Annotated in this window: 20 protein-coding genes and 2 tRNA genes; all 22 read left to right on the forward strand. The window is 46.3% G+C overall.

The features are described 5' to 3' along the window. Positions 1-44: 44 nt before the first annotated feature. Positions 45-3578: a transcription-repair coupling factor gene (gene mfd, locus MY7_RS18225; protein ID WP_007615178.1), complete on the forward strand. Its 3534-nt coding sequence runs from the start codon at positions 45-47 to the stop codon at positions 3576-3578. Between the two features lie 136 nt (positions 3579-3714). Then, on the forward strand, positions 3715-4251 hold the full coding sequence (spoVT, locus tag MY7_RS18230) for a stage V sporulation protein T (protein WP_004264646.1): 537 nt from the start codon (positions 3715-3717) through the stop codon (positions 4249-4251). A 168-nt stretch (positions 4252-4419) separates the two neighbouring features. Next, positions 4420-6000 carry a putative polysaccharide biosynthesis protein gene (locus MY7_RS18235; RefSeq protein WP_007615179.1) on the forward strand — a complete coding sequence of 527 codons (1581 nt, stop codon included), beginning with the start codon at positions 4420-4422 and terminating at the stop codon, positions 5998-6000. After that, positions 5990-7465 (forward strand): nucleoside triphosphate pyrophosphohydrolase, encoded by a 1476-nt coding sequence (gene mazG, locus MY7_RS18240; RefSeq protein ID WP_007615180.1) that lies wholly within the window; start codon positions 5990-5992, stop codon positions 7463-7465. Before MY7_RS18235 ends, mazG begins: the two co-directional genes overlap by 11 nt. A gap of 1 nt (position 7466) precedes the next feature. Then, positions 7467-7727 (forward strand): RNA-binding S4 domain-containing protein, encoded by a 261-nt coding sequence (locus MY7_RS18245; protein ID WP_007409934.1) that lies wholly within the window; start codon positions 7467-7469, stop codon positions 7725-7727. 78 nt (positions 7728-7805) lie between these two features. Beyond that, complete coding sequence (gene yabP, locus MY7_RS18250; protein ID WP_004264638.1) at positions 7806-8108, forward strand: sporulation protein YabP; 303 nt, start codon at positions 7806-7808, stop codon at positions 8106-8108. Further along, a complete protein-coding gene (gene yabQ / locus MY7_RS18255; RefSeq protein WP_007615182.1) occupies positions 8105-8740 on the forward strand; it encodes a spore cortex biosynthesis protein YabQ in 636 nt (211 codons plus the stop codon). The genes yabP and yabQ overlap by 4 nt, the downstream gene beginning before the upstream one ends. 17 nt (positions 8741-8757) lie before the next feature. After that, complete coding sequence (gene divIC / locus MY7_RS18260) at positions 8758-9135, forward strand: cell division protein DivIC (RefSeq protein WP_014416730.1); 378 nt, start codon at positions 8758-8760, stop codon at positions 9133-9135. An 80-nt stretch (positions 9136-9215) separates the two neighbouring features. Then, positions 9216-9602, forward strand: a complete 387-nt coding sequence (locus tag MY7_RS18265; RefSeq protein WP_004264630.1) for a S1 domain-containing RNA-binding protein — start codon at positions 9216-9218, stop codon at positions 9600-9602. 157 nt (positions 9603-9759) lie between these two features. Beyond that, positions 9760-9836: transfer RNA gene (locus MY7_RS18270), tRNA-Met, on the forward strand. Between the two features lie 9 nt (positions 9837-9845). Next, positions 9846-9917, forward strand: a tRNA-Glu gene (locus MY7_RS18275). Positions 9918-10126: 209 nt separating this feature from the next. Further along, a complete protein-coding gene (gene spoIIE / locus MY7_RS18280) occupies positions 10127-12616 on the forward strand; it encodes a stage II sporulation protein E (protein ID WP_029326253.1) in 2490 nt (829 codons plus the stop codon). 67 nt (positions 12617-12683) lie between these two features. After that, positions 12684-13421, forward strand: coding sequence for a VWA domain-containing protein (locus tag MY7_RS18285; RefSeq protein WP_029326254.1), 738 nt, complete (start codon positions 12684-12686; stop codon positions 13419-13421). Beyond that, on the forward strand, positions 13387-14388 hold the full coding sequence (locus MY7_RS18290) for a protein kinase domain-containing protein (RefSeq protein ID WP_007615197.1): 1002 nt from the start codon (positions 13387-13389) through the stop codon (positions 14386-14388). The genes MY7_RS18285 and MY7_RS18290 overlap by 35 nt, the downstream gene beginning before the upstream one ends. 104 nt (positions 14389-14492) lie before the next feature. Next, positions 14493-15911 carry a tRNA lysidine(34) synthetase TilS gene (gene tilS, locus MY7_RS18295; RefSeq protein WP_029326255.1) on the forward strand — a complete coding sequence of 473 codons (1419 nt, stop codon included), beginning with the start codon at positions 14493-14495 and terminating at the stop codon, positions 15909-15911. Then, on the forward strand, positions 15908-16447 hold the full coding sequence (hpt, locus tag MY7_RS18300) for a hypoxanthine phosphoribosyltransferase (RefSeq protein WP_004264611.1): 540 nt from the start codon (positions 15908-15910) through the stop codon (positions 16445-16447). Before tilS ends, hpt begins: the two co-directional genes overlap by 4 nt. 97 nt (positions 16448-16544) lie before the next feature. Further along, positions 16545-18464 (forward strand): ATP-dependent zinc metalloprotease FtsH, encoded by a 1920-nt coding sequence (gene ftsH / locus MY7_RS18305; RefSeq protein WP_007615201.1) that lies wholly within the window; start codon positions 16545-16547, stop codon positions 18462-18464. A 148-nt stretch (positions 18465-18612) separates the two neighbouring features. Next, positions 18613-19389, forward strand: coding sequence for a type III pantothenate kinase (locus MY7_RS18310; RefSeq protein ID WP_007409940.1), 777 nt, complete (start codon positions 18613-18615; stop codon positions 19387-19389). Positions 19390-19399: 10 nt separating this feature from the next. Continuing rightward, the gene (gene hslO, locus MY7_RS18315) at positions 19400-20275 is read left to right on the forward strand and encodes an Hsp33 family molecular chaperone HslO (protein WP_004264606.1); all 876 of its coding nucleotides are present in this window, start codon (positions 19400-19402) and stop codon (positions 20273-20275) included. A gap of 45 nt (positions 20276-20320) precedes the next feature. After that, the gene (locus MY7_RS18320) at positions 20321-21211 is read left to right on the forward strand and encodes a peptidyl-prolyl cis-trans isomerase (protein WP_007615204.1); all 891 of its coding nucleotides are present in this window, start codon (positions 20321-20323) and stop codon (positions 21209-21211) included. 75 nt (positions 21212-21286) lie between these two features. Then, positions 21287-22213, forward strand: coding sequence for a cysteine synthase A (gene cysK, locus MY7_RS18325; RefSeq protein WP_007615206.1), 927 nt, complete (start codon positions 21287-21289; stop codon positions 22211-22213). A gap of 167 nt (positions 22214-22380) precedes the next feature. Continuing rightward, complete coding sequence (pabB, locus tag MY7_RS18330) at positions 22381-23802, forward strand: aminodeoxychorismate synthase, component I (protein ID WP_029326256.1); 1422 nt, start codon at positions 22381-22383, stop codon at positions 23800-23802. Positions 23803-23805 lie beyond the last annotated feature (3 nt).

Here is a 23805-nt window from a genome sequence, read left to right on the forward strand (position 1 = left end):
AAAGCGTTTTTCTGTTCTTGCAGAAAATAGAGAGGAGGGCCCATATGGACAACATTCAAACCTTTATTAAAGAAAGCGATGATTTTAAATCCATTGTCAACGGTTTACATGAGGGGCTGAAGGAACAGCTGCTTGCGGGTCTGTCAGGTTCCGCGCGTTCTGTTTTTACCTCCGCCCTTGCACAGGAAACGAAAAGGCCGATTTTCTTTATCACCCATAATTTATATCAGGCCCAAAAAGTGACGGAAGATCTGACGGCGCTTCTCGGGGATCAATCTGTTTTTTTATACCCCGTGAATGAATTGATTTCTTCAGAAATTGCTGTAGCGAGCCCTGAACTGCGCGCTCAGCGGCTTGATGTCATTAATAGATTAACAAACGGAGAAGCGCCGGTCGTTGTGGCGCCCGTTGCGGCAGTGAGAAGAATGCTTCCGCCGAAGGAGCTGTGGAAAAGCAGCCAGCTCGTCATTTCACTCGGAGACGAAATAGAACCGGATCAGCTGTCCGCGCGCCTTGTAGAGGTGGGGTATGAGCGTTCCGATATGGTTTCTGCACCCGGTGAATTCAGTATTCGCGGCGGAATTATCGACATTTATCCGCTGACGTCGGAGCATCCGGTGCGAATTGAACTGTTTGATACGGAGGTCGATTCCATCAGAAGCTTCAATTCTGATGACCAGAGATCAATTGAGACGCTCAAACATGTGGCGATCGGACCGGCGAAGGAATTGATCATCAGGGCGGAAGAAAAAGCCCGGGCAATGGAAAGGCTCGATAAAGGGCTTGCCGACAGTCTGAAAAAGCTGAAGCAGGACAAACAAAAGGAAATGCTTCATATCAATATCTCACATGATAAAGAACGGTTATCAACGGGACAGACTGATCAGGAACTTGTGAAGTATCTCTCGTACTTTTACGAAAAACCTGCTAGTTTGCTAGATTATACACCGGCAGACACGTTGTTACTGTTAGACGAGGTCAGCCGCATTCATGAAATGGAGGATCAGCTGCAAAAAGAAGAGGCCGAATTTATGACAAGTCTGCTCGAGGAAGGGAAAATTCTGCATGACATTCATTTATCCTTCAGCTTTCAGGAGCTTATGAGCGAAAAGCGGCGCCCGTCTATTTATTATTCATTATTTTTGCGTCATGTCCAGCATACAAGCCCTCAGAATATCGTGAATGTGACAAGCCGGCAGATGCAGAGTTTTCACGGGCAGATGAATGTGCTCGCAGGTGAAATGGAGCGCTTTAAGAAATCAAACTTCACCGTCGTCTTTTTAGGCGCAAATAAGGACAGAACCGACAGATTGGCATCCGTGCTGGCTGATTACGAAATTGAAGCCGCAAAAACGGACAGCTCCAAAGCGCTTGTGCAAGGACAGGTCTATGTCATGGAAGGCGAGCTGCAATCCGGTTTTGAACTGCCGCTGATGAAGCTGGCCGTCATTACGGAGGAAGAACTGTTCAAAAACCGAATTAAGAAAAAGCCGAGAAAGCAGAAGCTGACAAATGCCGAACGGATCAAAAGCTATTCCGAGCTTCAGGTCGGTGACTATGTCGTCCACGTCAACCACGGGATCGGTAAGTATTTGGGGATCGAAACACTAGAAATCAAAGGCATTCATAAAGATTACCTCAACATTCATTATCAGGGTAGCGATAAGCTGTACGTCCCTGTAGAACAAATCGACCAGGTGCAGAAGTACGTCGGCTCTGAAGGAAAAGAACCGAAGCTTTATAAACTGGGCGGCAGTGAATGGAAACGGGTGAAGAAAAAAGTTGAAAACTCCGTTCAGGATATTGCCGATGATCTGATTAAGCTTTATGCGGAACGGGAAGCAAGCAAAGGCTATGCGTTCTCGCCGGATCATGAAATGCAGCGGCAGTTCGAATCTGCTTTCCCTTATCAGGAAACAGAGGACCAGCTCCGTTCCATTCAGGAGATTAAAAAGGACATGGAAAGAGAGCGCCCGATGGACCGTTTGCTTTGCGGTGATGTGGGTTACGGGAAGACGGAGGTAGCCATCCGAGCGGCCTTTAAAGCGATCGCAGACGGAAAGCAGGTCGCGCTTCTTGTGCCGACGACAATACTCGCGCAGCAGCATTATGAAACCATTATGGAGCGTTTCCAGGACTATCCGATTAACATCGGTCTTCTCAGCCGATTCAGAACGAGAAAAGAATCCAATGAAACGATTAAAGGCCTGAAAAACGGAACGGTAGACATCGTAATCGGAACCCACAGGCTCTTATCTAAAGACGTCGTCTATAAAGATCTCGGCTTGCTCATCATTGATGAAGAGCAGCGCTTTGGCGTAACGCATAAGGAAAAAATCAAACAGATCAAAGCTAATGTCGATGTGCTGACTCTTACAGCGACGCCGATACCGCGTACGCTTCATATGTCCATGCTCGGTGTGCGGGACTTATCTGTTATTGAAACGCCGCCTGAAAACCGTTTCCCTGTTCAGACATATGTCGTGGAATACAACGGCGCGCTTGTGCGGGAAGCTATCGAAAGAGAACTGGCGCGCGGAGGACAGGTATATTTCTTGTACAACCGCGTGGATGACATCGAGCGGAAGGCTGATGAAATTTCCATGCTTGTTCCCGATGCGAAAGTGGCATATGCTCACGGAAAAATGACCGAAAATGAATTGGAAAGCGTCATGCTCAATTTTCTGGAGGGGGAATCAGACGTCCTTGTCAGCACGACTATTATTGAGACAGGCGTAGATATACCAAATGTCAATACCTTGATTGTGTTCGACGGAGACAAAATGGGGCTGTCTCAGCTGTATCAGCTGAGAGGACGGGTCGGCCGTTCTAACCGCGTCGCTTACGCGTATTTTACGTACCGCAGAGACAAAGTGCTCACTGAGGTGGCGGAAAAACGGCTGCAGGCGATTAAAGAATTTACCGAGCTGGGATCAGGCTTTAAAATCGCCATGCGTGACTTGACGATCAGGGGAGCGGGGAACCTTCTCGGCGCCCAGCAGCACGGCTTTATCGACTCAGTCGGTTTTGACCTGTACTCGCAAATGCTCAAGGAAGCGATTGAAGAGCGGAAAGGCGATATTCCGAAAAGCGAACAGTTTGAGACAGAAATCGATATCGAGCTGGACGCGTATATTCCTGAAAACTATATACAAGACGGCAAGCAAAAAATCGACATGTACAAACGCTTCAGGTCGATCGCCACAATTGAGGAGAAAAATGAGCTTCAAGATGAAATCATTGACAGGTTCGGCAGCTATCCTAAAGAGGTTGAATGGCTGTTTACGGTTGCTGAGATGAAGGTATACGGAAAATATGAACGCGTCGAACTCATCAAGCAGGATAAAGACGCGATCAGATTTACCATTTCTGAAGAGGCCAGCGCACAGATTGACGGCCAGAAATTGTTCGAACTCGGCAATAAATACGGCCGGCAGATCGGACTGGGAATGGAAGGGAAAAAGCTGAAAATCTCAGTACAGACGAAAGGCCGCAAAACGGAAGAGTGGCTGGAGACCGTGCTCGGCATGCTGAAAGGCCTTCAGGATGTGAAGAAAGAAACAATCGCATCTTCATAAAAATTGTTACTCTCTGGTGTATATTACATTTGATGTGACGGATACTAATTTCAAGCGAGTGGCGGAAGCTACATAAAGTAAAGAGCTTTAGTACTTTCCCTTAAATATCATCACATGAAAGAGAGGCACCAGAGAGATGAAAGCTACAGGTATCGTACGTCGTATTGATGATCTAGGACGGGTCGTCATCCCTAAAGAAATTCGGAGAACACTGCGGATCAGGGAAGGAGACCCGCTTGAAATATTCGTTGACCGCGACGGAGAAGTTATATTGAAAAAATATTCTCCTATCAGTGAGCTTGGCGATTTTGCGAAAGAATATGCAGATGCATTGTATGACAGTCTCGGCCATTCCGTCTTGATTTGCGACCGTGACGCGTATATTGCCGTTTCAGGCAGTTCGAAAAAAGAATTTCTGAACAAAGCCATCAGCGATTTGCTCGAAAAAACGATGGATCAGCGCAGCTCAGTGGTAGAAAACGACGTGAAGTCCGCGCAGCTTGTTAATGACATTGATGAAGATATGAGCTCCTATACAATAGCCCCGATCGTGGCAAATGGCGATCCTATCGGCGCCGTGGTCATCTTTTCCAAGGAACAGGCGCTTGGAGAAGTAGAACATAAAGCAGTAGAAACGGCAGCCAGTTTTTTGGCGAGACAAATGGAGCAGTAGGTCTTATTACCATTATTGAAATAAGAAAACGGAGAAAGAGCAGCTCTTATACAAGTGCTGTTCTTTTTCATATTCATATGTGCTCTCTATCGGTTCGGCCGTTAGGATTGTGATATAATAAGCTCGTTTTATAGACGTAATTTTCTAGCGGCTGGAAGGAGCTTTTGGATGAACGATTCAGTTGGCGCCAAGCGGCAATCGGCATGGAAAGGTGCTTTTGTGCTCGTCGTTGCGGGTATCGTGACGAAGATATTAAGCGCCGTGTACAGGGTTCCTTTTCAGAATATTGTCGGTGACGTCGGATTTTACATTTATCAGCAGGTGTATCCGTTTTTAGGGATTGCGGTCATGCTGTCAACATCCGGTTTTCCGGTAATCATCTCAAAATTAATGAACGATTATAGCAATCATAAACAAAAAATAATGAAAATTTCCGCCCTTTATGTCACGGCGGCCGGACTTGTTCTGTTTGCGCTCATGTATGCTGGCGCGGCGCCGTTGGCCGGTTTTATGGGTGACGCCCGCCTTGTGATGCTGATAAGGGTCGCGGCGTTCGGTTTCATACTGTTTCCGTTTACGGCGGTTTTCAGGGGGTATTTCCAAGGTGTGCATGATATGATGCCGTCAGCCTTATCCCAGATTACGGAACAGCTTCTTCGCGTGGCGGTGCTTCTCGGTTTATCCTTCTGGCTTTTGAAAAGCGGCCGTTCATTATACGCGGCGGGTGCGGGGGCGGCCTCGGGATCAATTGCCGGAAGCTTGGCGGCCCTTTGTGTATTGGCTGTTTTCTGGTATAAGCGGGAAGAAACCAAGAAAGACGGCGGACATATCGAAACGGCCGTCATTGTAAAAAAGCTGCTGCTTTATTCAGTCACCATCTGTATCAGCAGTGTACTCATGCTTTTGATTCAGCTTGTAGACGCCTTAAACTTATATTCACTGCTTTCAGACGGGACGGAGAGCCATGCCGCGAAACGGCTGAAAGGCATATATGACCGCGGACAGCCGCTCCTTCAGCTGGGAACCGTGTTTGCCGTCAGTATCGCCGCGTCATTGGTTCCTTCAATTTCAAAAGCGGTGCATGAGAATAAGCCGTTTATCATAAAAGAGAAAGCAACATCAGCCGTCAAGCTCTGCCTTGCGGTAGGGATCGGTGCATCAGCCGGGCTTTTTTGCATTTTAGAGCCGGTGAATATCATGCTTTTCCAAAACAGTGAGGGGACGCAGACCTTACAAATATTCAGCTTATCTATCTTTTTTGCCTCAATTGCGCTTACGGCAGCCGCGATTCTGCAAGGAGCGGGACATACCGTTTTCCCCGCCGTATCCGTTTTGGCGGGAGGGGCGCTGAAATGGGTGCTGAATGTTTGGCTGGTCCCCGGCTGGGGTATTACAGGAGCGGCACTGGCGACCGTCTTGGCATTTGCCGCAGTTGCGTGCCTGAATCTCCGGAGAATTTGGTCGAGGGGCTGGCTGACGAATATCGGAGGCGTGATTGCCCGTCTGTGCTGGTGCAGTCTGCTGATGGTCTTCTTTCTGCTCGTATATATGAAGCTATGGCAGTTATTTGTTCCTGTCAGCAGGGTCGGAGCTGTATGTGCGAGTCTGTCTGCGTCAGTCATCGGAGGGCTATTGTTTATTTATTGTATGATAAGAATGAAGATTTTCACGGACGAAGAGCTGAGCGGCCTTCCTTTCGGCAGTGCTTTAAGCAAATTGAAAAAGAGGAGAGAAAAACATGGCAGGTAACATTACGGTCGTCGGCCTCGGCGCCGGAGACATGGATCAGTTGACAGTGGGCGTACATAAGCTGCTGACTCAGGCGAAGCATTTATATATAAGAACGAAAGACCACCCTTTGATTCCGGAATTAGAGCAAGAGACGGAAGCGGACATCCGGTATTTTGATGATATTTATGAAAAACATGATCAGTTTGAAGCGGTCTATGAAGAGATCGCGGATATTCTGTTTGAAAAAGCGAAGCAAGAGGATGTCGTCTACGCTGTGCCCGGGCATCCGTTTGTCGCTGAGAAAACCGTTCAGCTGTTATTTGAACGCCGGGAAGAACAACAGGTCGCTGTTCATACTGCCGGAGGGCAAAGCTTTTTGGATGCCACTTTTAATGCATTGCGAATTGATCCGATTGAAGGGTTTCAATTTACGGATGCGCAAACAATGACGCCGGATGAGCTCGAACTCCGCCATCACCTGATCATTTGCCAGGTTTATGACCAAATGACGGCCTCTGAGGTGAAGCTGACGCTTATGGAGAAATTGCCTGACGACTATGAAGTGGTCATCGTCACGGCAGCCGGAAGCAAGGGAGAAAAGATGACCAAGGTGCCTTTGTTTGAACTTGACCGCAATGTAGAAATAAATAACTTAACAAGCGTGTATGTTCCGCCGATTAAAAAAGAAGAACTCCTTTACCAGGAATTTTCTGCATTCCGAAGTATTATTCGCGAGCTTCGCGGGCCGAACGGCTGTCCGTGGGATCAAAAGCAGACACACCAGTCATTAAAGAAATATATGATTGAGGAATGCTACGAACTGCTTGAGGCCATTGACGAAGAGGACACGGATCACATGATAGAAGAACTCGGGGACGTCATGCTTCAGGTTATGCTGCACGCCCAGATCGGAGAAGACGAGGGGTATTTCTCAATTGATGATGTCATCAGAGACATCAGTGCGAAGATGGTCAGACGGCACCCGCATGTGTTTAAGGATGTTAAGGTTCAGGATGAACATGATGTCGTCGCCAACTGGGAAGAAATCAAAAAGGCGGAAAAGCAAACAACATCCTCTTCATTGCTGGATGCAGTGCCGAAAACACTGCCTTCTCTTGCAAAAGCGGCCAAGCTTCAGAAAAAAGCCGCGAAAACCGGCTTTGACTGGGATGACGTTCAGGATATATGGGATAAAGTAAATGAAGAGCTGAAGGAATTTTCTGCAGAGGCTTCCGCCGAATCAGCAGATGAAATCAGCTTAAAAGCTGAATTCGGCGATGTTTTATTTGCATTGGTCAATATCGGCCGATACTATAAAATTGAGCCTGAGGAAGCGCTCGCCATGACAAATGACAAATTCCGCAGACGCTTTGCTTATATTGAGAAAGAAGCGGCAGCAAAGGGACTTGAATTGACCGCAATGTCACTTGAGGAAATGGACAAATTGTGGGATGAAGCAAAAGAAATGGAGAGGAGATTCTGATATGAGACTTGATAAGTTTTTAAAAGTATCCAGATTAATTAAACGCCGCACATTGGCGAAAGAGGTCGCCGATCAAGGGAGAATCACCGTTAACGGGAATCAGGCGAAAGCCAGCTCAGACGTAAAAGCCGGTGATGAACTGACGGTCCGCTTCGGCCAGAAGCTTGTCACCGTGAAGGTAAACGAATTGAAAGAAACAACGAAAAAAGAAGAAGCCGCGGGCATGTATACAATCGTCAAGGAAGAAAAACTCGGCGAATAGGCTTGTTCTAAACAAGGCTCCCGCCTCATACAATGCAGTAATAATGCTAAAAGTATCGAGGATATGGGGGCTGAATAGATGAATTCATATTATGAGCAAAAAGGTTCTTCTTCTGTTCCGGAACAGCATGATGTAACGATGAAAGGGAGAAAGCATTTAGACATTTCGGGCGTCAAGCATGTAGAAAGTTTTGACAACGAAGAGTTTTTGCTGGAAACAGTTATGGGAATGCTTTCCGTCAGAGGCGAGAACCTGCAGATGAAAAATCTTGATGTGGAAAAAGGGATTGTATCTATAAAAGGCAGGGTGTTTGACCTTGTATATTTAGACGAGCAGCAAGGGGATAAAGCTAAAGGGTTTTTTAGCAAGTTGTTTAAATGACGCTGACGACCCAATTTTATACGATGCTGGCAATGACCGGTATGGGCGCCTGGCTCGGAGCGTCGCTTGATACATACAGGCTGTTTGTCAGCCGCGCCAAAACGGCCAGATGGCTGTTATTCATTCATGACATTCTCTTTTGGATTGTACAAGGTCTGCTGTTTTTCTATGTGCTGCTCAACGTGAATGAAGGAGAACTCAGGGTATACATTTTCTTGGCTGTCTTACTGGGTATTGCGACGTACCAAAGCCTGTTTAAACGAATGTATATAAAAATACTGAAATTTGCCATTCATCTTGCGGTGTCTCTTTACCAATTCGCAAAAAAGCTCATTCAGCACGTGCTGTTCCGTCCGGTGCTTCTGCTCTTTAAGCTGCTCATCGGGCTGATCACGGCTATTTCTTTATACTCCTATCGGGTGAGTGCCTTTTTTGCGAAGTGTCTTTTTAAGATCGTAACGTTTTTGCTGTATCCGCTGTTTTTCCTGTTGAAACAATTATTGAAACTTCTTCCTGAAAAGTGGCGTCTTACTTTCAAACGATATTTTCAAAAAAGTGCAGGATTTTTACAAAAGAGCAAGAAACTAATCATAACAATCAGATCGACCATGATACGTATTTTGAAAAGGTGAAAGGAGGACCGTCTGATTTGAATCTATCTAGAGAACGTACAATAACTGAAATTCAAAACGACTATAAAGAGCAGGTTGAACGGCAATCCCAGCTTATGAAAAGAAGGCGGAAAGGGCTTTTCAGACGGTTGATCGTATTCGGCGCCCTTGTGTTGTTGACGGCTATTGTCTTAGCGGGTTCTCTTTGGTCGCAGACCTCTTCCCTTAGCGCAAACGAAGAAAAGAAAGCTCAGCTGGAAAAACAAGTGAAAAAATTGAACGCAAAACAGGCTGATTTAAAAGATGAAATTTCCAAATTAAAGGATGAGGATTACGTCACAGAGCTTGCCAGAAGAGACTTGTTTATGTCAGGAAATGGTGAGATTCTCTTTAATGTAGAGAAGAAGAGCAAGTAGCCTTGTTGACACTTAAATTTTTATTTAGGTATAATTAAACAAACGATCTTTTTATAAGCCTAAGGAGGAGCACTTTTTTTATGTCGATTGAAGTTGGCAGCAAGTTGCAAGGGAAAATAACAGGTATTACAAATTTCGGAGCATTTGTTGAATTGCCTGGAGGCTCAACCGGTCTCGTTCATATCAGTGAGGTAGCCGATAATTATGTAAAAGACATTAACGAGCATTTAAAAGTCGGCGATCAAGTTGAAGTGAAAGTCATCAACGTTGAAAAAGACGGGAAAATTGGTTTATCAATTAAAAAAGCTAAAGACCGTCCGCAAGCCAGACCTAGAAATGATTTCCGTCCGAAAGAATCTTTTGAACAGAAAATGAACAAGTTTCTTAAAGATAGCGAAGACCGCTTATCATCTTTAAAACGAAACACGGAATCAAAACGTGGAGGGCGCGGAGCAAGAAGAGGATAACTTGCTGCTTTCTATAAATACATGGAGCATCCGTCTATCCCAGCGGGTGCTTTTTTTTTATACGCCCGTTTAGTCAGAAAATTAAAACTTTAAAGTTTCTGTTGACGGAATGAAGAAACCTTTGTATTATATAACTTGTGCTTATAAGCACCTATATGGCGGTGTAGCTCAGCTGGCTAGAGCGTACGGTTCATACCCGTGAGGTCGGGGGTTCGATCCCCTCCGCCGCTACCATATATATCCGGCCCGTTGGTCAAGCGGTTAAGACACCGCCCTTTCACGGCGGTAACACGGGTTCGAATCCCGTACGGGTCATCAAGCGAATCGGCTTCTGTTGCAGAAGCCGATTTTTTCATATTTAGACAACTTTTTGAGAAATGTCGGAGGAAATACGAAAGGAAAGGGGAACAAGGGAGAAAGCGTCGAAGAGTTCTTTGGAATTGTTACCTTCTTTTGACAAAATCCTATCTGGGCTTTCATTTATAATGACAAGCAACGAATAAAACAGGTGGGGGATGAGAGCAATGGAAAAAGCGGAAAGAAGAGTGAACGGGCCGATGGCGGGACAAGCTCTGGAAAAACTGCAATCGTTTTTTGAAAAGGCGGCAAAGCTTACAGTCCATCAAGCGCATTCACTTTTTTTCTATAAGGGTTTCATTTATGTCGTGATCGGTTTTTTACTTGGACGGGCTTTCATATTATCTGAGGTTCTTCCGTTTGCGCTGCCGTTTTTCGGAGCGATGCTTTTGATCAGAAGAGATAAAGCCTTCTATGCTTGTCTGTCTTTACTTGCGGGCGCTTTAACCATTTCGCCGAAACACTCTTTATTGATTCTCACAGCTTTGGCCGTCTTCACTCTATTTTCAAAAATCGGTACATATATCGTGCAGGACCGGGTGAAGATGCTGCCGATCGTGGTGTTTTTCTCTATGGCTGCCGCGAGAATCGGATTTGTTTATTTTGAGAGCGGCGTTTTTACCACCTATGATTATGTGATGGCTGTTGTCGAGGCGGGCCTGGCCTTTATTTTGACGCTGATCTTTTTGCAAAGCCTGCCGATCTTCACGATCAAAAAAGTGAAGCAATCGTTAAAAATAGAAGAAATCATCTGTTTTATGATTTTGATCGCATCCGTTTTAACCGGGCTTGCCGGTGTTTCATTTCAGGGAATGCAGGCTGAGCATATCCTGGCCCGCTATGTCGTGCTGAGTTTTTCCTTTGTCGGCGGGGCAAGCATCGGCTGTACGGTCGGTGTTGTGACCGGACTGATCCTCGGGCTTGCGAATATCGGGAATCTCTATCAAATGAGTCTGCTTGCGTTTTCCGGGCTTCTTGGCGGGCTGCTGAAAGAAGGAAAGAAAGCCGGCGCCGCAGTCGGGTTAGTGATCGGCTCACTGCTGATTTCATTATATGGAGAAGGGTCTGCCGGATTAATGACCACTCTTTATGAATCTTTGATTGCCGTTGTTTTGTTTTTGATTACACCCCAATCGATTACGAAAAAGGTGGCGCGATACATACCGGGCACTGCTGAGCACAGTCAGGAACAGCAGCAGTACGCGAGGAAAATCAGAGATGTCACCGCCCAGAAAGTAGACCAGTTCTCCAATGTGTTTCATGCCTTGTCGGAGAGCTTCGCCACCTTTCATCAGACGTCTTCTGATGAGCAGGCGGAAGAAGGGGAAGTGGATCTCTTTTTAAGCAAAATCACCGAGCATTCCTGCCAATCCTGCTATAAGAAAAGCAAATGCTGGGTTCAAAACTTTGATAAAACATATGACTTAATGAAACAAGTTATGCATGAAACAGAAGAAAAACAGTATGCCTCAAACCGCAGATTAAAAAAGGAGTTTCAACAGCACTGTTCCAAATCCAGACAGGTGGAAGAGCTGATTGAGGACGAACTTGCCCACCATCACGCCCATCTGACACTGAAGAGAAAAGTTCAGGACAGCAGAAGGCTTGTTGCCGAGCAGCTGTTGGGGGTTTCTGAGGTCATGGCGGACTTTTCTCGGGAAATAAAACGGGAGAGGGAGCAGCATTTTATTCAGGAAGAACAAATGATAGAGGCGCTTCAGCATTTCGGAATCGAGATTCAGCATGTCGAGATATACAGCTTGGAGCAGGGTAATATTGATATCGAAATGACAATCCCGTTCAGCGGAGGACACGGCGAGAGTGAGAAAATTATCGCTCCGATGCTGTCTGACATTCTTGAGGAGCAGATACTTGTCAAAAGCGAACAGCACTCGACTCATCCGAATGGCTACAGCCATGTCGCGTTCGGTTCGACCAAGTCGTACCGGGTATCGACAGGCGCGGCTCATGCGGCAAAAGGCGGCGGCCTTGTCTCCGGAGACAGCTACAGCATGATGGAACTGGGGGCGAGAAAGTATGCGGCCGCGATCAGTGACGGCATGGGCAATGGGGCGAGGGCCCATTATGAGAGCAATGAAACGATTAAGCTCCTCGAAAAAATTCTCGAATCAGGTATTGATGAAAAAATAGCGATAAAAACGATCAACAGTATTCTGTCTTTACGGACGACAGACGAAATCTACTCAACTCTCGATCTTTCTATCATTGATCTTCAGGATGCAAGCTGCAAATTCTTGAAGGTCGGTTCAACGCCGAGTTTTATCAAGCGGGGAGATCAAGTCATGAAAGTTCAGGCCAGCAATCTGCCGATCGGCATCATCAATGAATTTGATGTGGAGGTTGTAAGTGAACAGTTAAAAGCGGGAGATCTGCTCGTCATGATGAGTGACGGTATTTTTGAAGGGCCGAAGCACGTTGAAAACCACGACCTGTGGATGAAGCGGAAAATGAAAGGGCTGAAAACCGAAGATCCGCAGGAAATCGCTGATATATTAATGGAAGAGGTCATCAGAACGCGTTCCGGCCAAATCGAAGACGATATGACAGTGGTTGTTGTCCGGATTGATCACAACACGCCGAAATGGGCTTCCATACCGGTGCCGGCGGTTTTCCAAAATAAAAAGGAGATTTCTTAATCCATTCGTATAAATCACTTTCCTTCTGGCGAAGATGGGACTAATCGTATCACCGGGAGGAATGTATGTGAATAAGGGACATTTAAATCAAGTTCTGCTGATTACAGATGGCTGCTCCAATCATGGTGAAGACCCGATCGCAATGGCGGCTTTCGCCAAGGAGCAGGGGATTACGGTGAATGTTATAGGAATTATGGAAGAAAACGCGATTGACCAAGAGGCAATGAAGGAAGTTGAAGGCATCGCCATGGCCGGAGGCGGCGTCCATCAAGTTGTGTATGCGTCACAATTGTCTCAGACGGTTCAAATGGTGACGAAAAAAGCAATGACCCAGACGCTGCAAGGTGTCGTCAATCAAGAGCTTAAACAAATCTTAGGGAAAAACGTTGAAATGGTAGAGCTTTCTCCTGAAAAACGCGGCGAAGTGATGGAAGTGGTTGATGAACTCGGCGAAACGGTTCATCTGCAAGTGCTTGTGCTGGTTGATACGAGTGCGAGTATGGCGCCGAAACTGCCGACGGTGAAAGAAGCGCTGATCGATCTTTCCATCAGTTTAAATTCCCGGGCCGGGCAAAATGAATTTGCAATGTGTATATTTCCCGGGAAAAGCCAGGAAGTTGAGCTTGTGCTGAATTGGACGCCGAAGCTTGAATCTCTTTCTGCACTCTTTGCGAAGCTGTCGACCGGCGGTATCACCCCTACGGGCCCCGCTATCCGGGAAGCGACGCAGCAGTTTGAGAGAATCCGCTCAAGAAGGAGCATGTTGGCAGATGATGAACGACGCTTTAACGAGTTTGGCATGTAGTCTGGCACCGGGGACGGCAATTCAGGGCAAATGGAACGGCAAATCCTACAGATTGCTCAAACAGCTTGGAAAAGGGGCTAACGGTATTGTATATCTGGCAGAAGCATCAGGCGGACAGGTCGCTTTGAAAATAAGCAGCGACAGCATGTCTGTTACCTCTGAAGTGAATGTCTTAAAATCCTTTTCAAAGGCCCGGTCGCAAACGATGGGGCCTTCTTTTTTTGATGCGGACGATGCGTTTATTCCGCAGCTGAATAAAAATGTCTCTTTTTACGTGATGGAGTACATAGAAGGGCCGCTTCTTCCGCAATATATCAGCAGTAAGGGAGCGGAGTGGATTCCGGTGCTGATGGTGCAGCTTCTTTCCAGCTTGTCAGTCCTTCATCAGCAAGGGTGGGTTTTTGGCGACCTCAAACCGGACAATCTCATTGTAACCGGACCACCGGCTGCCATTCGCTGCATTGATGTAGGGGGAACGACAAAACAGGGCCGCGCGATTAAAGAGTATACGGAGTTTTACGACAGGGGCTATTGGGGGTACGGAACAAGAAAAGCAGAACCATCCTATGACCTGTTTGCTGTCGCAATGATCATGATCCACTGTGTCCAGAAGAAAGAGTGCAAAAAGTCAGGACAGCCGAAAGAACAGCTTCGTTCTATCATTGAAGGCCACCCGTTTCTGAATAAGTATAAGAAGGTTCTGTTTTCTGCTTTAAACGGCCAATATCCGTCTGCGGAAGCCATGAAGCATGACATCCTGACGGCGGGGCAGAGCGCCGGGAGCAAAAGGAAAGCCGCCGCCAAGCCTAAGCCGCCGCAATCAAAACCGCGGCAGGGCACTGTATCTCAAACGCGGTATAAACCTAAACAAAAACCCGCAAAGCACAATGGTTTGTTTGAAACAACACTTATTTTAATCAGCGTTCTCGCCCTTTATTTCGCTTACATCGTCTTTTTTCTCATCTAATGCCGGCCGGACGCCTGCGCTCATGCTTCTTCTTTGCTTGGAGGGAATGAAAGTGATAGGATATGTATATCTTTAAAAAACCTGCTCATTGTGAGGGGGACATTGTGAAAAGCGTGGAAGATTTTTTCAAAACATATCATCTTCAGGCGGAGGGAGAAACGATTATTGCCGGGGTCTCCGGAGGCCCTGATTCAATGGCGCTTCTCAGTATGCTGAATAAGCACTTCGGGCATTCCTCCGTTATCATAGCGGCGCATGTCGACCATCAGTTCAGGGGTCCTGAATCTGAAGAAGATATGAAGTTTGTGCAGTCATATTGCGAGGCTGAACACATCCTCTGTGAAACGGTACAGATTGATGTTTCTGCATACGCAAAGAAGAATAGGCTGAACAAGCAGGCTGCCGCGCGTGATTGCAGATATCAGTTTTTCGAAGATCTGATGGCAAAACACCAAGCGAAGTTTTTGGCGCTGGCTCATCACGGCGATGACCAGGTTGAGACAATGCTCATGAGGCTTGCGAAAGGTACGCTCGGGGCAGGGCTTGCGGGAATGCAGCCCGTCCGCGAACTTGCATCCGGCTGGCTGATCAGACCTTTCCTTTATGCGGCAAAGGATGAAATCCTTGAATACTGCCGTCAAGAAGGGCTCAGCTACAGAACGGATGAGAGCAATGCAAAAGACGATTATACAAGAAACAGATTCAGAAAGACCGTGCTTCCTTTTTTAAAACAAGAATCACCTGACGTTCATAAAATGTTTCAAAAGGTGAGTGAAGCACTGACAGAAGACGAACAATACCTGCAGTCATTAACGAAAGAACGAATGAATAAGGTTATTACAAGCAAGTCTGACACATCGGTTGAAGTCAATTCCTCTCAATTGCTTGCCCTTCCGATACCTTTACAAAGAAGAGGAGTTCAACTAATATTAAACTATCTTTATGAAAACGTTCCATCGTCGTTTTCCGCCCGCCACATACAGCAGTTTCTCGAATGGGCGGAAAATGGAAGCGCCTCGGGAGTGCTTGATTTTCCGAAAGGGCTGAAGGTGGTCAAATCATATCAGACATGTTTGTTTACATTTGAACAATGGCAATGTGAAAAAGTTCCCTTTGAGCTGCAGCTGCAAGGAGCGGAAGGCGAGACTGCTGTTCTCCCCAACGGCTTTATGATAGAGGTGGCCGATCAGGCTGACCCTCATATCAAAAATGGGAATGCTGTTTTTATGACAAGCAGAAACAAGGTGCAATTTCCTTTAACAATCCGGACGAGAAAAATCGGCGACCGGATCAAACTTAAAGGGATGAATGGCTCGAAAAAGGTGAAAGATATATTTATTGATCATAAACTGCCTCTGCGGGATCGGGACGAATGGCCGATTGTAACGGATGCGAGCGGTGAAATTATCTGGCTGCCTGGCTTGAAAAAATCCATCTTTGACGATCTTGTGATTTCAAACAGTGACCGCATTGTATTACAATATAGACAGCATGAAAAGTGTAGGGGGCAAGCATTAACATGAAACAGGATATCGAAAAAGTGCTGATCTCAGAAGATGAGATCCAGCAGAAAGTAAAACAGCTTGGAGAACAATTAACAAGCGAGTACAGCGACACGTTTCCGTTGGCAATCGGTGTGTTAAAGGGAGCGCTTCCTTTTATGGCTGATCTTATAAAGCATATTGATACATATTTGGAAATGGACTTCATGGATGTATCAAGCTACGGAAATTCCACGGTTTCTTCCGGAGAAGTCAAAATCATCAAAGATTTGGATACATCTGTAGAAGGCCGGGACATCTTAATCATTGAAGATATTATCGACAGTGGGTTAACCTTGAGCTATCTCGTAGAACTCTTCCGATATCGTAAAGCGAAATCAATTAAGATTGTTACCCTGTTGGATAAACCAAGCGGAAGAAAAGCGGACATTAAAGCAGACTTCGTAGGCTTTGAAGTTCCTGACGCGTTTGTTGTGGGTTACGGACTTGATTATGCCGAACGCTATCGCAATCTGCCTTACATCGGAGTATTAAAACCGGCGATTTATGAAAGCTGATCGGCTGCCTGCTTCCGAGATGGTTATCGGTTGTATTGGAATGATTTTCTATGGTACTATTGAACATAGTTGTGCTTACTGTGGGAGGAGGTAAGGAATGAATCGGGTCTTCCGTAATACCATTTTTTATTTACTTATTTTATTAGTAGTAATCGGGGTTGTGAGTTACTTCCAGACTTCAAACCCGAAAACAGAAAATATGTCGTACAGTACGTTTATCAAGAACCTCGATGAGGGGAAAGTTGATAGCGTATCGGTTCAGCCTGTCAGAGGTGTTTATGAGGTAAAAGGACAGCTGAAAAAATACGACAAAGACCAGTACTTTTTAACACATGTTCCTGAAGGAAAAGGAGCAGACCAGATATTTGATGCAATTAAAAAGACGGACGTAAAAGTTGATCCCGCACAGGAAACAAGCGGGTGGGTGACGTTCTTAACGACGATCATTCCGTTTGTCATCATCTTTATTCTGTTTTTCTTCCTGCTCAATCAGGCTCAGGGCGGCGGCAGCCGTGTCATGAACTTCGGAAAGAGCAAAGCGAAGCTGTATACGGAAGAAAAGAAACGCGTGAAGTTTAAAGATGTAGCCGGCGCGGATGAGGAGAAGCAGGAGCTTGTTGAGGTTGTTGAGTTTCTGAAAGATCCTCGCAAATTCGCCGAGCTTGGCGCCAGAATCCCTAAAGGCGTGCTGCTGGTCGGACCTCCGGGAACCGGTAAGACATTGCTTGCGAGAGCCTCAGCCGGTGAAGCGGGCGTTCCTTTCTTCAGCATCAGCGGATCTGACTTCGTTGAAATGTTTGTCGGTGTCGGTGCTTCCCGTGTGCGTGATTTATTCGAAAATGCGAAAAAGAATGCGCCTTGTCTGATCTTCATTGATGAGATCGACGCGGTGGGACGTCAGCGCGGCGCAGGTCTTGGCGGCGGGCATGATGAACGCGAACAGACGCTGAACCAGCTGCTTGTTGAGATGGACGGTTTCAGTGCGAATGAAGGAATCATTATTATCGCTGCGACAAACCGTGCGGACATTCTCGACCCTGCATTGCTTCGTCCGGGACGTTTTGACCGTCAGATTACGGTAGACCGTCCGGATGTCATCGGCCGTGAAGCCGTATTGCAGGTCCATGCGAGAAACAAACCGCTTGATGAAACGGTGAACTTAAAAGCAATCGCTTCAAGAACACCCGGTTTCTCAGGCGCCGATTTAGAAAACCTTCTTAACGAAGCGGCACTCGTTGCTGCCCGTCAAAACAAGAAGAAAATTGATATGCGCGACATTGATGAAGCGACGGACCGTGTCATTGCGGGTCCTGCGAAGAAGAGCCGCGTCATATCGAAAAAAGAACGCAATATCGTGGCGTACCACGAGGGCGGTCACACCGTTATCGGACTTGTGCTGGATGAAGCCGATATGGTTCATAAAGTAACGATCGTTCCGAGGGGGCAGGCGGGCGGATACGCGGTCATGCTTCCGAGAGAAGACCGTTACTTCCAGACAAAACCTGAACTTCTCGATAAAATTGTCGGTCTTCTGGGCGGACGGGTTGCCGAGGAAATTATCTTCGGCGAAGTCAGCACGGGGGCTCACAATGACTTCCAGCGGGCAACGAGCATTGCCAGAAGAATGGTGACAGAGTTCGGTATGTCAGAAAAACTCGGACCGCTTCAGTTCGGTCAATCTCAAGGCGGTCAAGTATTCCTGGGCCGGGATTTCAACAACGAGCAAAACTACAGTGATCAGATCGCTTACGAAATCGATCAGGAAATTCAGCGCATCATTAAAGAATGTTATGAGCGTGCGAAAACCATCCTGACTGAAAATCGCGATAAGCTTGAATTGATTGCTCAGACATTGCTTGATGTGGAAACATTAGATGCGGAACAAATCAAGCATCTCGTGGATCACGGAAAACTCCCTGAGCGCAATTTCTCAGATGACCATCTTCAAAAAGACGATGTGAAAGTAAACATCCTGTCTAAAACAGAAGACGAAAAGAAAGACGAGCCGAAAGAATAGTTCGCTTTCTGATATGAAAACCGCCGGCGTATACCGGCGGTTTTTTTACTGGTTCCGTTTTGTTTACAAAAGAGCCGCAGATCGTGTATGGTATTGTAGAATGTTGAAAATGTTATGATTAGAAACTATTCAAAAGTGGTGATAGAGGTTGTTACTGGTTATAGATGTGGGGAACACCAACACCGTGATTGGTGTATATCATGATGGGGAATTAGAATATCATTGGCGCATAGAAACGAGCAGGCACAAAACAGAAGACGAATTCGGCATGCTGCTCCGTTCCTTATTTGAACATTCCGGACTCATGTTTGAACAGATTGAAGGGATTATCATCTCATCCGTGGTGCCGCCGATTATGTTCTCTTTAGAAAGAATGTGCACAAAATACTTTCACATCGAGCCGCAAGTTGTCGGCCCGGGAATGAAAACAGGTTTAAATATAAAGTATGACAATCCGAAAGAAGTGGGAGCTGACAGGATCGTCAATGCCGTTGCGGCGATCCAGCAGTATGGCGGCCCCTTAATTGTTGTTGATTTCGGAACGGCGACGACGTATTGCTACATTGATGAAAACAAACAATACATGGGCGGCGCGATTGCTCCCGGCATTACGATTTCAACGGAAGCGCTGTACTCACGTGCGGCGAAGCTTCCGAGAATTGAAATTGCCCGTCCGGACAATATCATCGGCAAAAACACGGTAAGCGCCATGCAGTCCGGCATCCTTTTCGGCTATGTCGGACAAGTTGAAGGTATAGTGAAGCGGATGAAATGGCAGGCAACACAGGAACCGAAAGTCATTGCGACAGGCGGGCTTGCGTCATTAATCGCAAACGAATCAGACTGTATTGATATTGTTGACCCGTTTCTCACTCTGAAAGGGCTGGAAATCATTTATGAGAGAAATCGCGTGGGTCACGTATAGGAGGTAAACGATGGATTATTTAATTAAAGCAATTGCATATGACGGTAAAGTGCGGGCTTATGCAGCCAGAACGACAGATATGGTAAATGAAGCGCAAAGAAGGCATGACACGTGGCCGACGGCATCAGCCGCAATCGGCCGGACGATGACAGCTTCTCTGATGCTCGGAGCGATGCTTAAGGGTGAAGATAAGCTGACAGTCAAAATAGAAGGCGGCGGCCCGATCGGAGCCATTGTCGCAGATGCGAACGCAAAGGGTGAGGTAAGAGCATACGTATCAAACCCGCACGTTCATTTTGACCTCAATGAACAAGGGAAACTGGATGTCAGACGGGCGGTCGGAACTGACGGAACACTCAGTGTCGTAAAAGATTTGGGCTTGCGTGATTATTTTACGGGACAAGTAGAGATTGTCTCGGGTGAACTCGGTGACGACTTCACGTATTACCTTGTTTCTTCTGAACAAGTCCCTTCATCTGTCGGCGTAGGTGTTCTAGTAAATCCTGATAACACCATTCTCGCTGCGGGCGGGTTCATCATTCAGCTTCTTCCGGGGACTGATGAAGAAACCATTTCAACAATTGAAAAGCAATTATCTCAAATCGAACCGATTTCAAAATTGATTCAAAAAGGCCTGACACCGGAAGAAATCTTAGAAGAAGTTCTGGGTCAAAAACCGGACGTTCTCGAAACAATGCCGGTCAAATTTCACTGTTCTTGTTCAAAAGATCGATTCGAAACGGCCATTTTAGGACTAGGCAAAAAAGAAATACAAGATATGATAGAAGAAGACGGAAAAGCCGAAGCGGTTTGCCATTTTTGTAATGAGAAATATTTATTTACAAAAGAAGAACTGGAAGAGCTTCGTGACGAAACAACCCGCTAGCTCTTTAGCGGGTTGTTCTATTTTATAAAAGGGATGGGGTAGATTTTGAAATCGAGAACACTTTTGACGATTATTGTAGCGGCGCTGTTAGTATGCAGTGTGACAGTGGCGTATAAGTTAACAAAATCCCAAGCCGCGGGGTCATCTGAAGAATCCATCGCGACAATCGGTGATAAACATATCACACGGCAAGACTGGATGAAAAAGATGGAAGACGAGTACGGAAAATCAACGCTGGAAGACATGATTAATGCACAAGTAGTGGAAGAGCTTGCGAAAAAGAATAAACTCACAGTTTCAAACAGCGAATTGGAGCGGGAGTTTCTTTTAATCAAAGCGGTGAATAATTCATTTTATGAAGACAGCCATATTACCGAAAAAGAATGGAGAGACCAGATCCGCTACAACATTCTTCTTGAAGAACTGCTGACGAAGGACATCGATATATCGGATAAGGAAATGCAATCATTTTATAATAAAAATAAAGAATTGTACCATTTCGATGATTCCTACAGAATCCGGCACATCGTCGTCAAAAACAAAGATGAGGCGGACAGGGTGCTTGCTGATTTGAAAGGCGGTTCCAGCTTTGAAGCCGTCGCCGCTGAGCGTTCCACGGACAGATACACGTCACAGTATGGCGGAGACCTCGGCTTTGTGACAGAAAACCAGGAAAATATCCCGCCGGCATATATCACAGAAGCTAAAAATCTTAAAGAAGATGAATGGTCCGCTGAACCGATTAAAGTTTCTTCAGGATACGCCGTCATTCAGCTGAAAGAAAAGCTTAAAGCGAGAACTTTCTCATACAATGAAGTGAAGAGCCAAATCAGACGCCAGATCGCGATGGATCAATTAGGTGACAAGGCGACAGTCAAAACGCTGTGGAAAGAGGCGGGGGTCTCTTGGTTCTACGGGGAAAAAAGAACTAAATGATTGACAAAAAATTTTGAAATTGATAACTTATATTTATAATACCAATAAATTTACTCGGAAATTGAGGTGTCCAACATGGTGCGTATTGCAAATTCTATTACTGAACTAATCGGAAATACTCCTATTGTAAAATTGAATCGCCTGACGGATGAAAACAGTGCAGATGTATATCTGAAGCTTGAATACATGAATCCGGGCAGCAGCGTAAAAGACCGGATCGGAGTTGCGATGATTGAAGCGGCTGAAAAAGAAGGAAAATTAAAAGCCGGCGACACAATCATTGAACCGACAAGCGGAAATACAGGGATCGGTCTTGCAATGGTGGCAGCGGCTAAAGGTCTCAGAGCCATTCTCGTTATGCCTGATACAATGAGTATGGAGCGACGCAATCTGCTGCGCGCATACGGAGCGGAGCTTGTGCTGACTCCCGGCGCAGAAGGAATGAAGGGCGCCATTAAAAAGGCGGAAGAACTTGCGGAGGAACACGGATACTTTGTGCCTCAGCAATTCAACAATGCGGCAAACCCGGAAATTCACCGCCAAACGACGGGGAAAGAAATCGTAGAACAGTTTGGTGACGACCAGCTTGATGCGTTCGTGGCCGGAATCGGTACCGGCGGAACCATCACGGGAGCGGGCGAAGTGCTGAAAGAAGCATATCCATCCATCAAAATCTATGCGGTAGAGCCGGCGGATTCTCCAGTTCTTTCCGGCGGAAAACCGGGCCCGCATAAAATTCAGGGGATCGGAGCGGGATTTGTCCCTGAAACATTGAATACGGATATCTATGATCAAATCATTCCCGTCAAAAACGAGGATGCATTTGAATATGCCCGTAAAACGGCAAAAGAAGAAGGGATTCTCGGCGGCATTTCTTCCGGAGCGGCCATTTACGCGGCACTGGAAATCGCGAAAAAACTGGGGAAAGGCAAGAAAGTGCTTGCGATCATCCCTAGTAACGGAGAACGTTACTTAAGCACACCGCTTTATCAGTTTGAATAGAGACATACACACGGCTCCCGGCTGTATCCGGGAGTTTTTTTGTGCCTGAAGCATCGAAAATCCAAAAAACGTTTCGAATTTTATGGTTGGAAGTGAAATTCACTTTTTTCACCAGTGTGATTGCTTTAAAATAAAACTACAGTAAAACGAAGCAGAGGATTGATATGATGGCACAACGCAGACCGGCAGGAAGAAAAATACCTTTTACGAAACAAGCATTTTTACAGCGATATGAAAACCTTTCGAAATCGAGAAAACGGCATGTTCTGCTCGAAAGCGCGAGAGGGGGAAGATTCAGTATAGCCGGTCTAGATCCGATTGCGTCCGTCAGAGGGAAAGACGGAATTACAACGATCAAGCATGAGGGGGAAACACTGTTTAAAGAAGGTGACCCGCTGCGGGCCTTTCATGAATGGTTTGGAACGCTCGGAACGGAAACAAACGTTGAGTTTCCGGACTTTCAGGGCGGTGCGATTGGTTTTATCAGTTACGACTACGCCCGATATATTGAGAATTTTAAGATGCTGTCGTTAGATGATCTGGAAACACCTGATATTTACTTTCTTGTTTTTGATGATGTGGCCGTTTATGACCATGAGGAAGAGGCGTTATGGCTCATTACCCATACTGAAGCGGAAGAAGCGGATCTTGCGGAAGAAAAGCTGTCCGGCTTAGAGGACATGTGGTGTTCCCTCCAAAAGGCGGACGAGCCTTTTTCACCGCTGAATCGGAATGGGGACGGATCGTACGCCGCTCCGTTCACTGAAGAAGGATTTTCGCAGGCTGTAGAACAAATTAAACAATATATCGCGAGCGGCGATGTGTTCCAGGTTAATTTGTCCATCAGGCAGTCCCAGTCCTTATCCGTTCATCCGTATGAGGTGTATAAACACTTGAGAAACGTCAATCCGTCTCCTTACATGGCCTATCTCGAGACACCGGGGTTTCAAGTGATATGCGGGTCGCCGGAGCTATTGGTGACAAAGAAGGGGAAGAAGCTTGAAACGAGACCGATCGCGGGTACGCGTTCAAGAGGAAAAGACGATGCTGAAGACAAGGCCTTGGCTGAGGAATTAATTCACAACGAAAAAGAACGTGCGGAACACGTCATGCTTGTGGATCTTGAGCGCAATGACCTCGGGCGCGTATCGCGCTACGGCTCCGTGCGCGTTAACGAATTTATGGCGATCGAAAAGTATTCCCACGTCATGCATATCGTGTCGAACGTACAGGGAGAGCTGCAGGACGGATATGACGCGACAGACATTATTCATGCGGTGTTCCCGGGGGGCACCATCACGGGAGCGCCCAAAGTGAGAACGATGGAAATTATAGAAGAGCTTGAGCCGACAAGACGAGGGCTTTATACTGGATCTATAGGCTGGTTCGGATTCAACGGAGATTTGCAGTTTAACATTGTGATCCGGACGATCTATGCAGCCGGCGGACATGCTTTTATGCAGTCCGGTGCAGGAGTGGTCATTGATTCGGTTCCGAAGCATGAATACAAGGAATCGTTCAAAAAAGCTTTTGCGATGAAAAAGGCGTTAGAGCTGAGCGAAGAAGAGACAAAAAATCAGACGAGGTGAGCA

This window comes from Bacillus sp. 5B6, from assembly GCF_000259405.1.
Lineage (GTDB): Bacteria > Bacillota > Bacilli > Bacillales > Bacillaceae > Bacillus > Bacillus velezensis.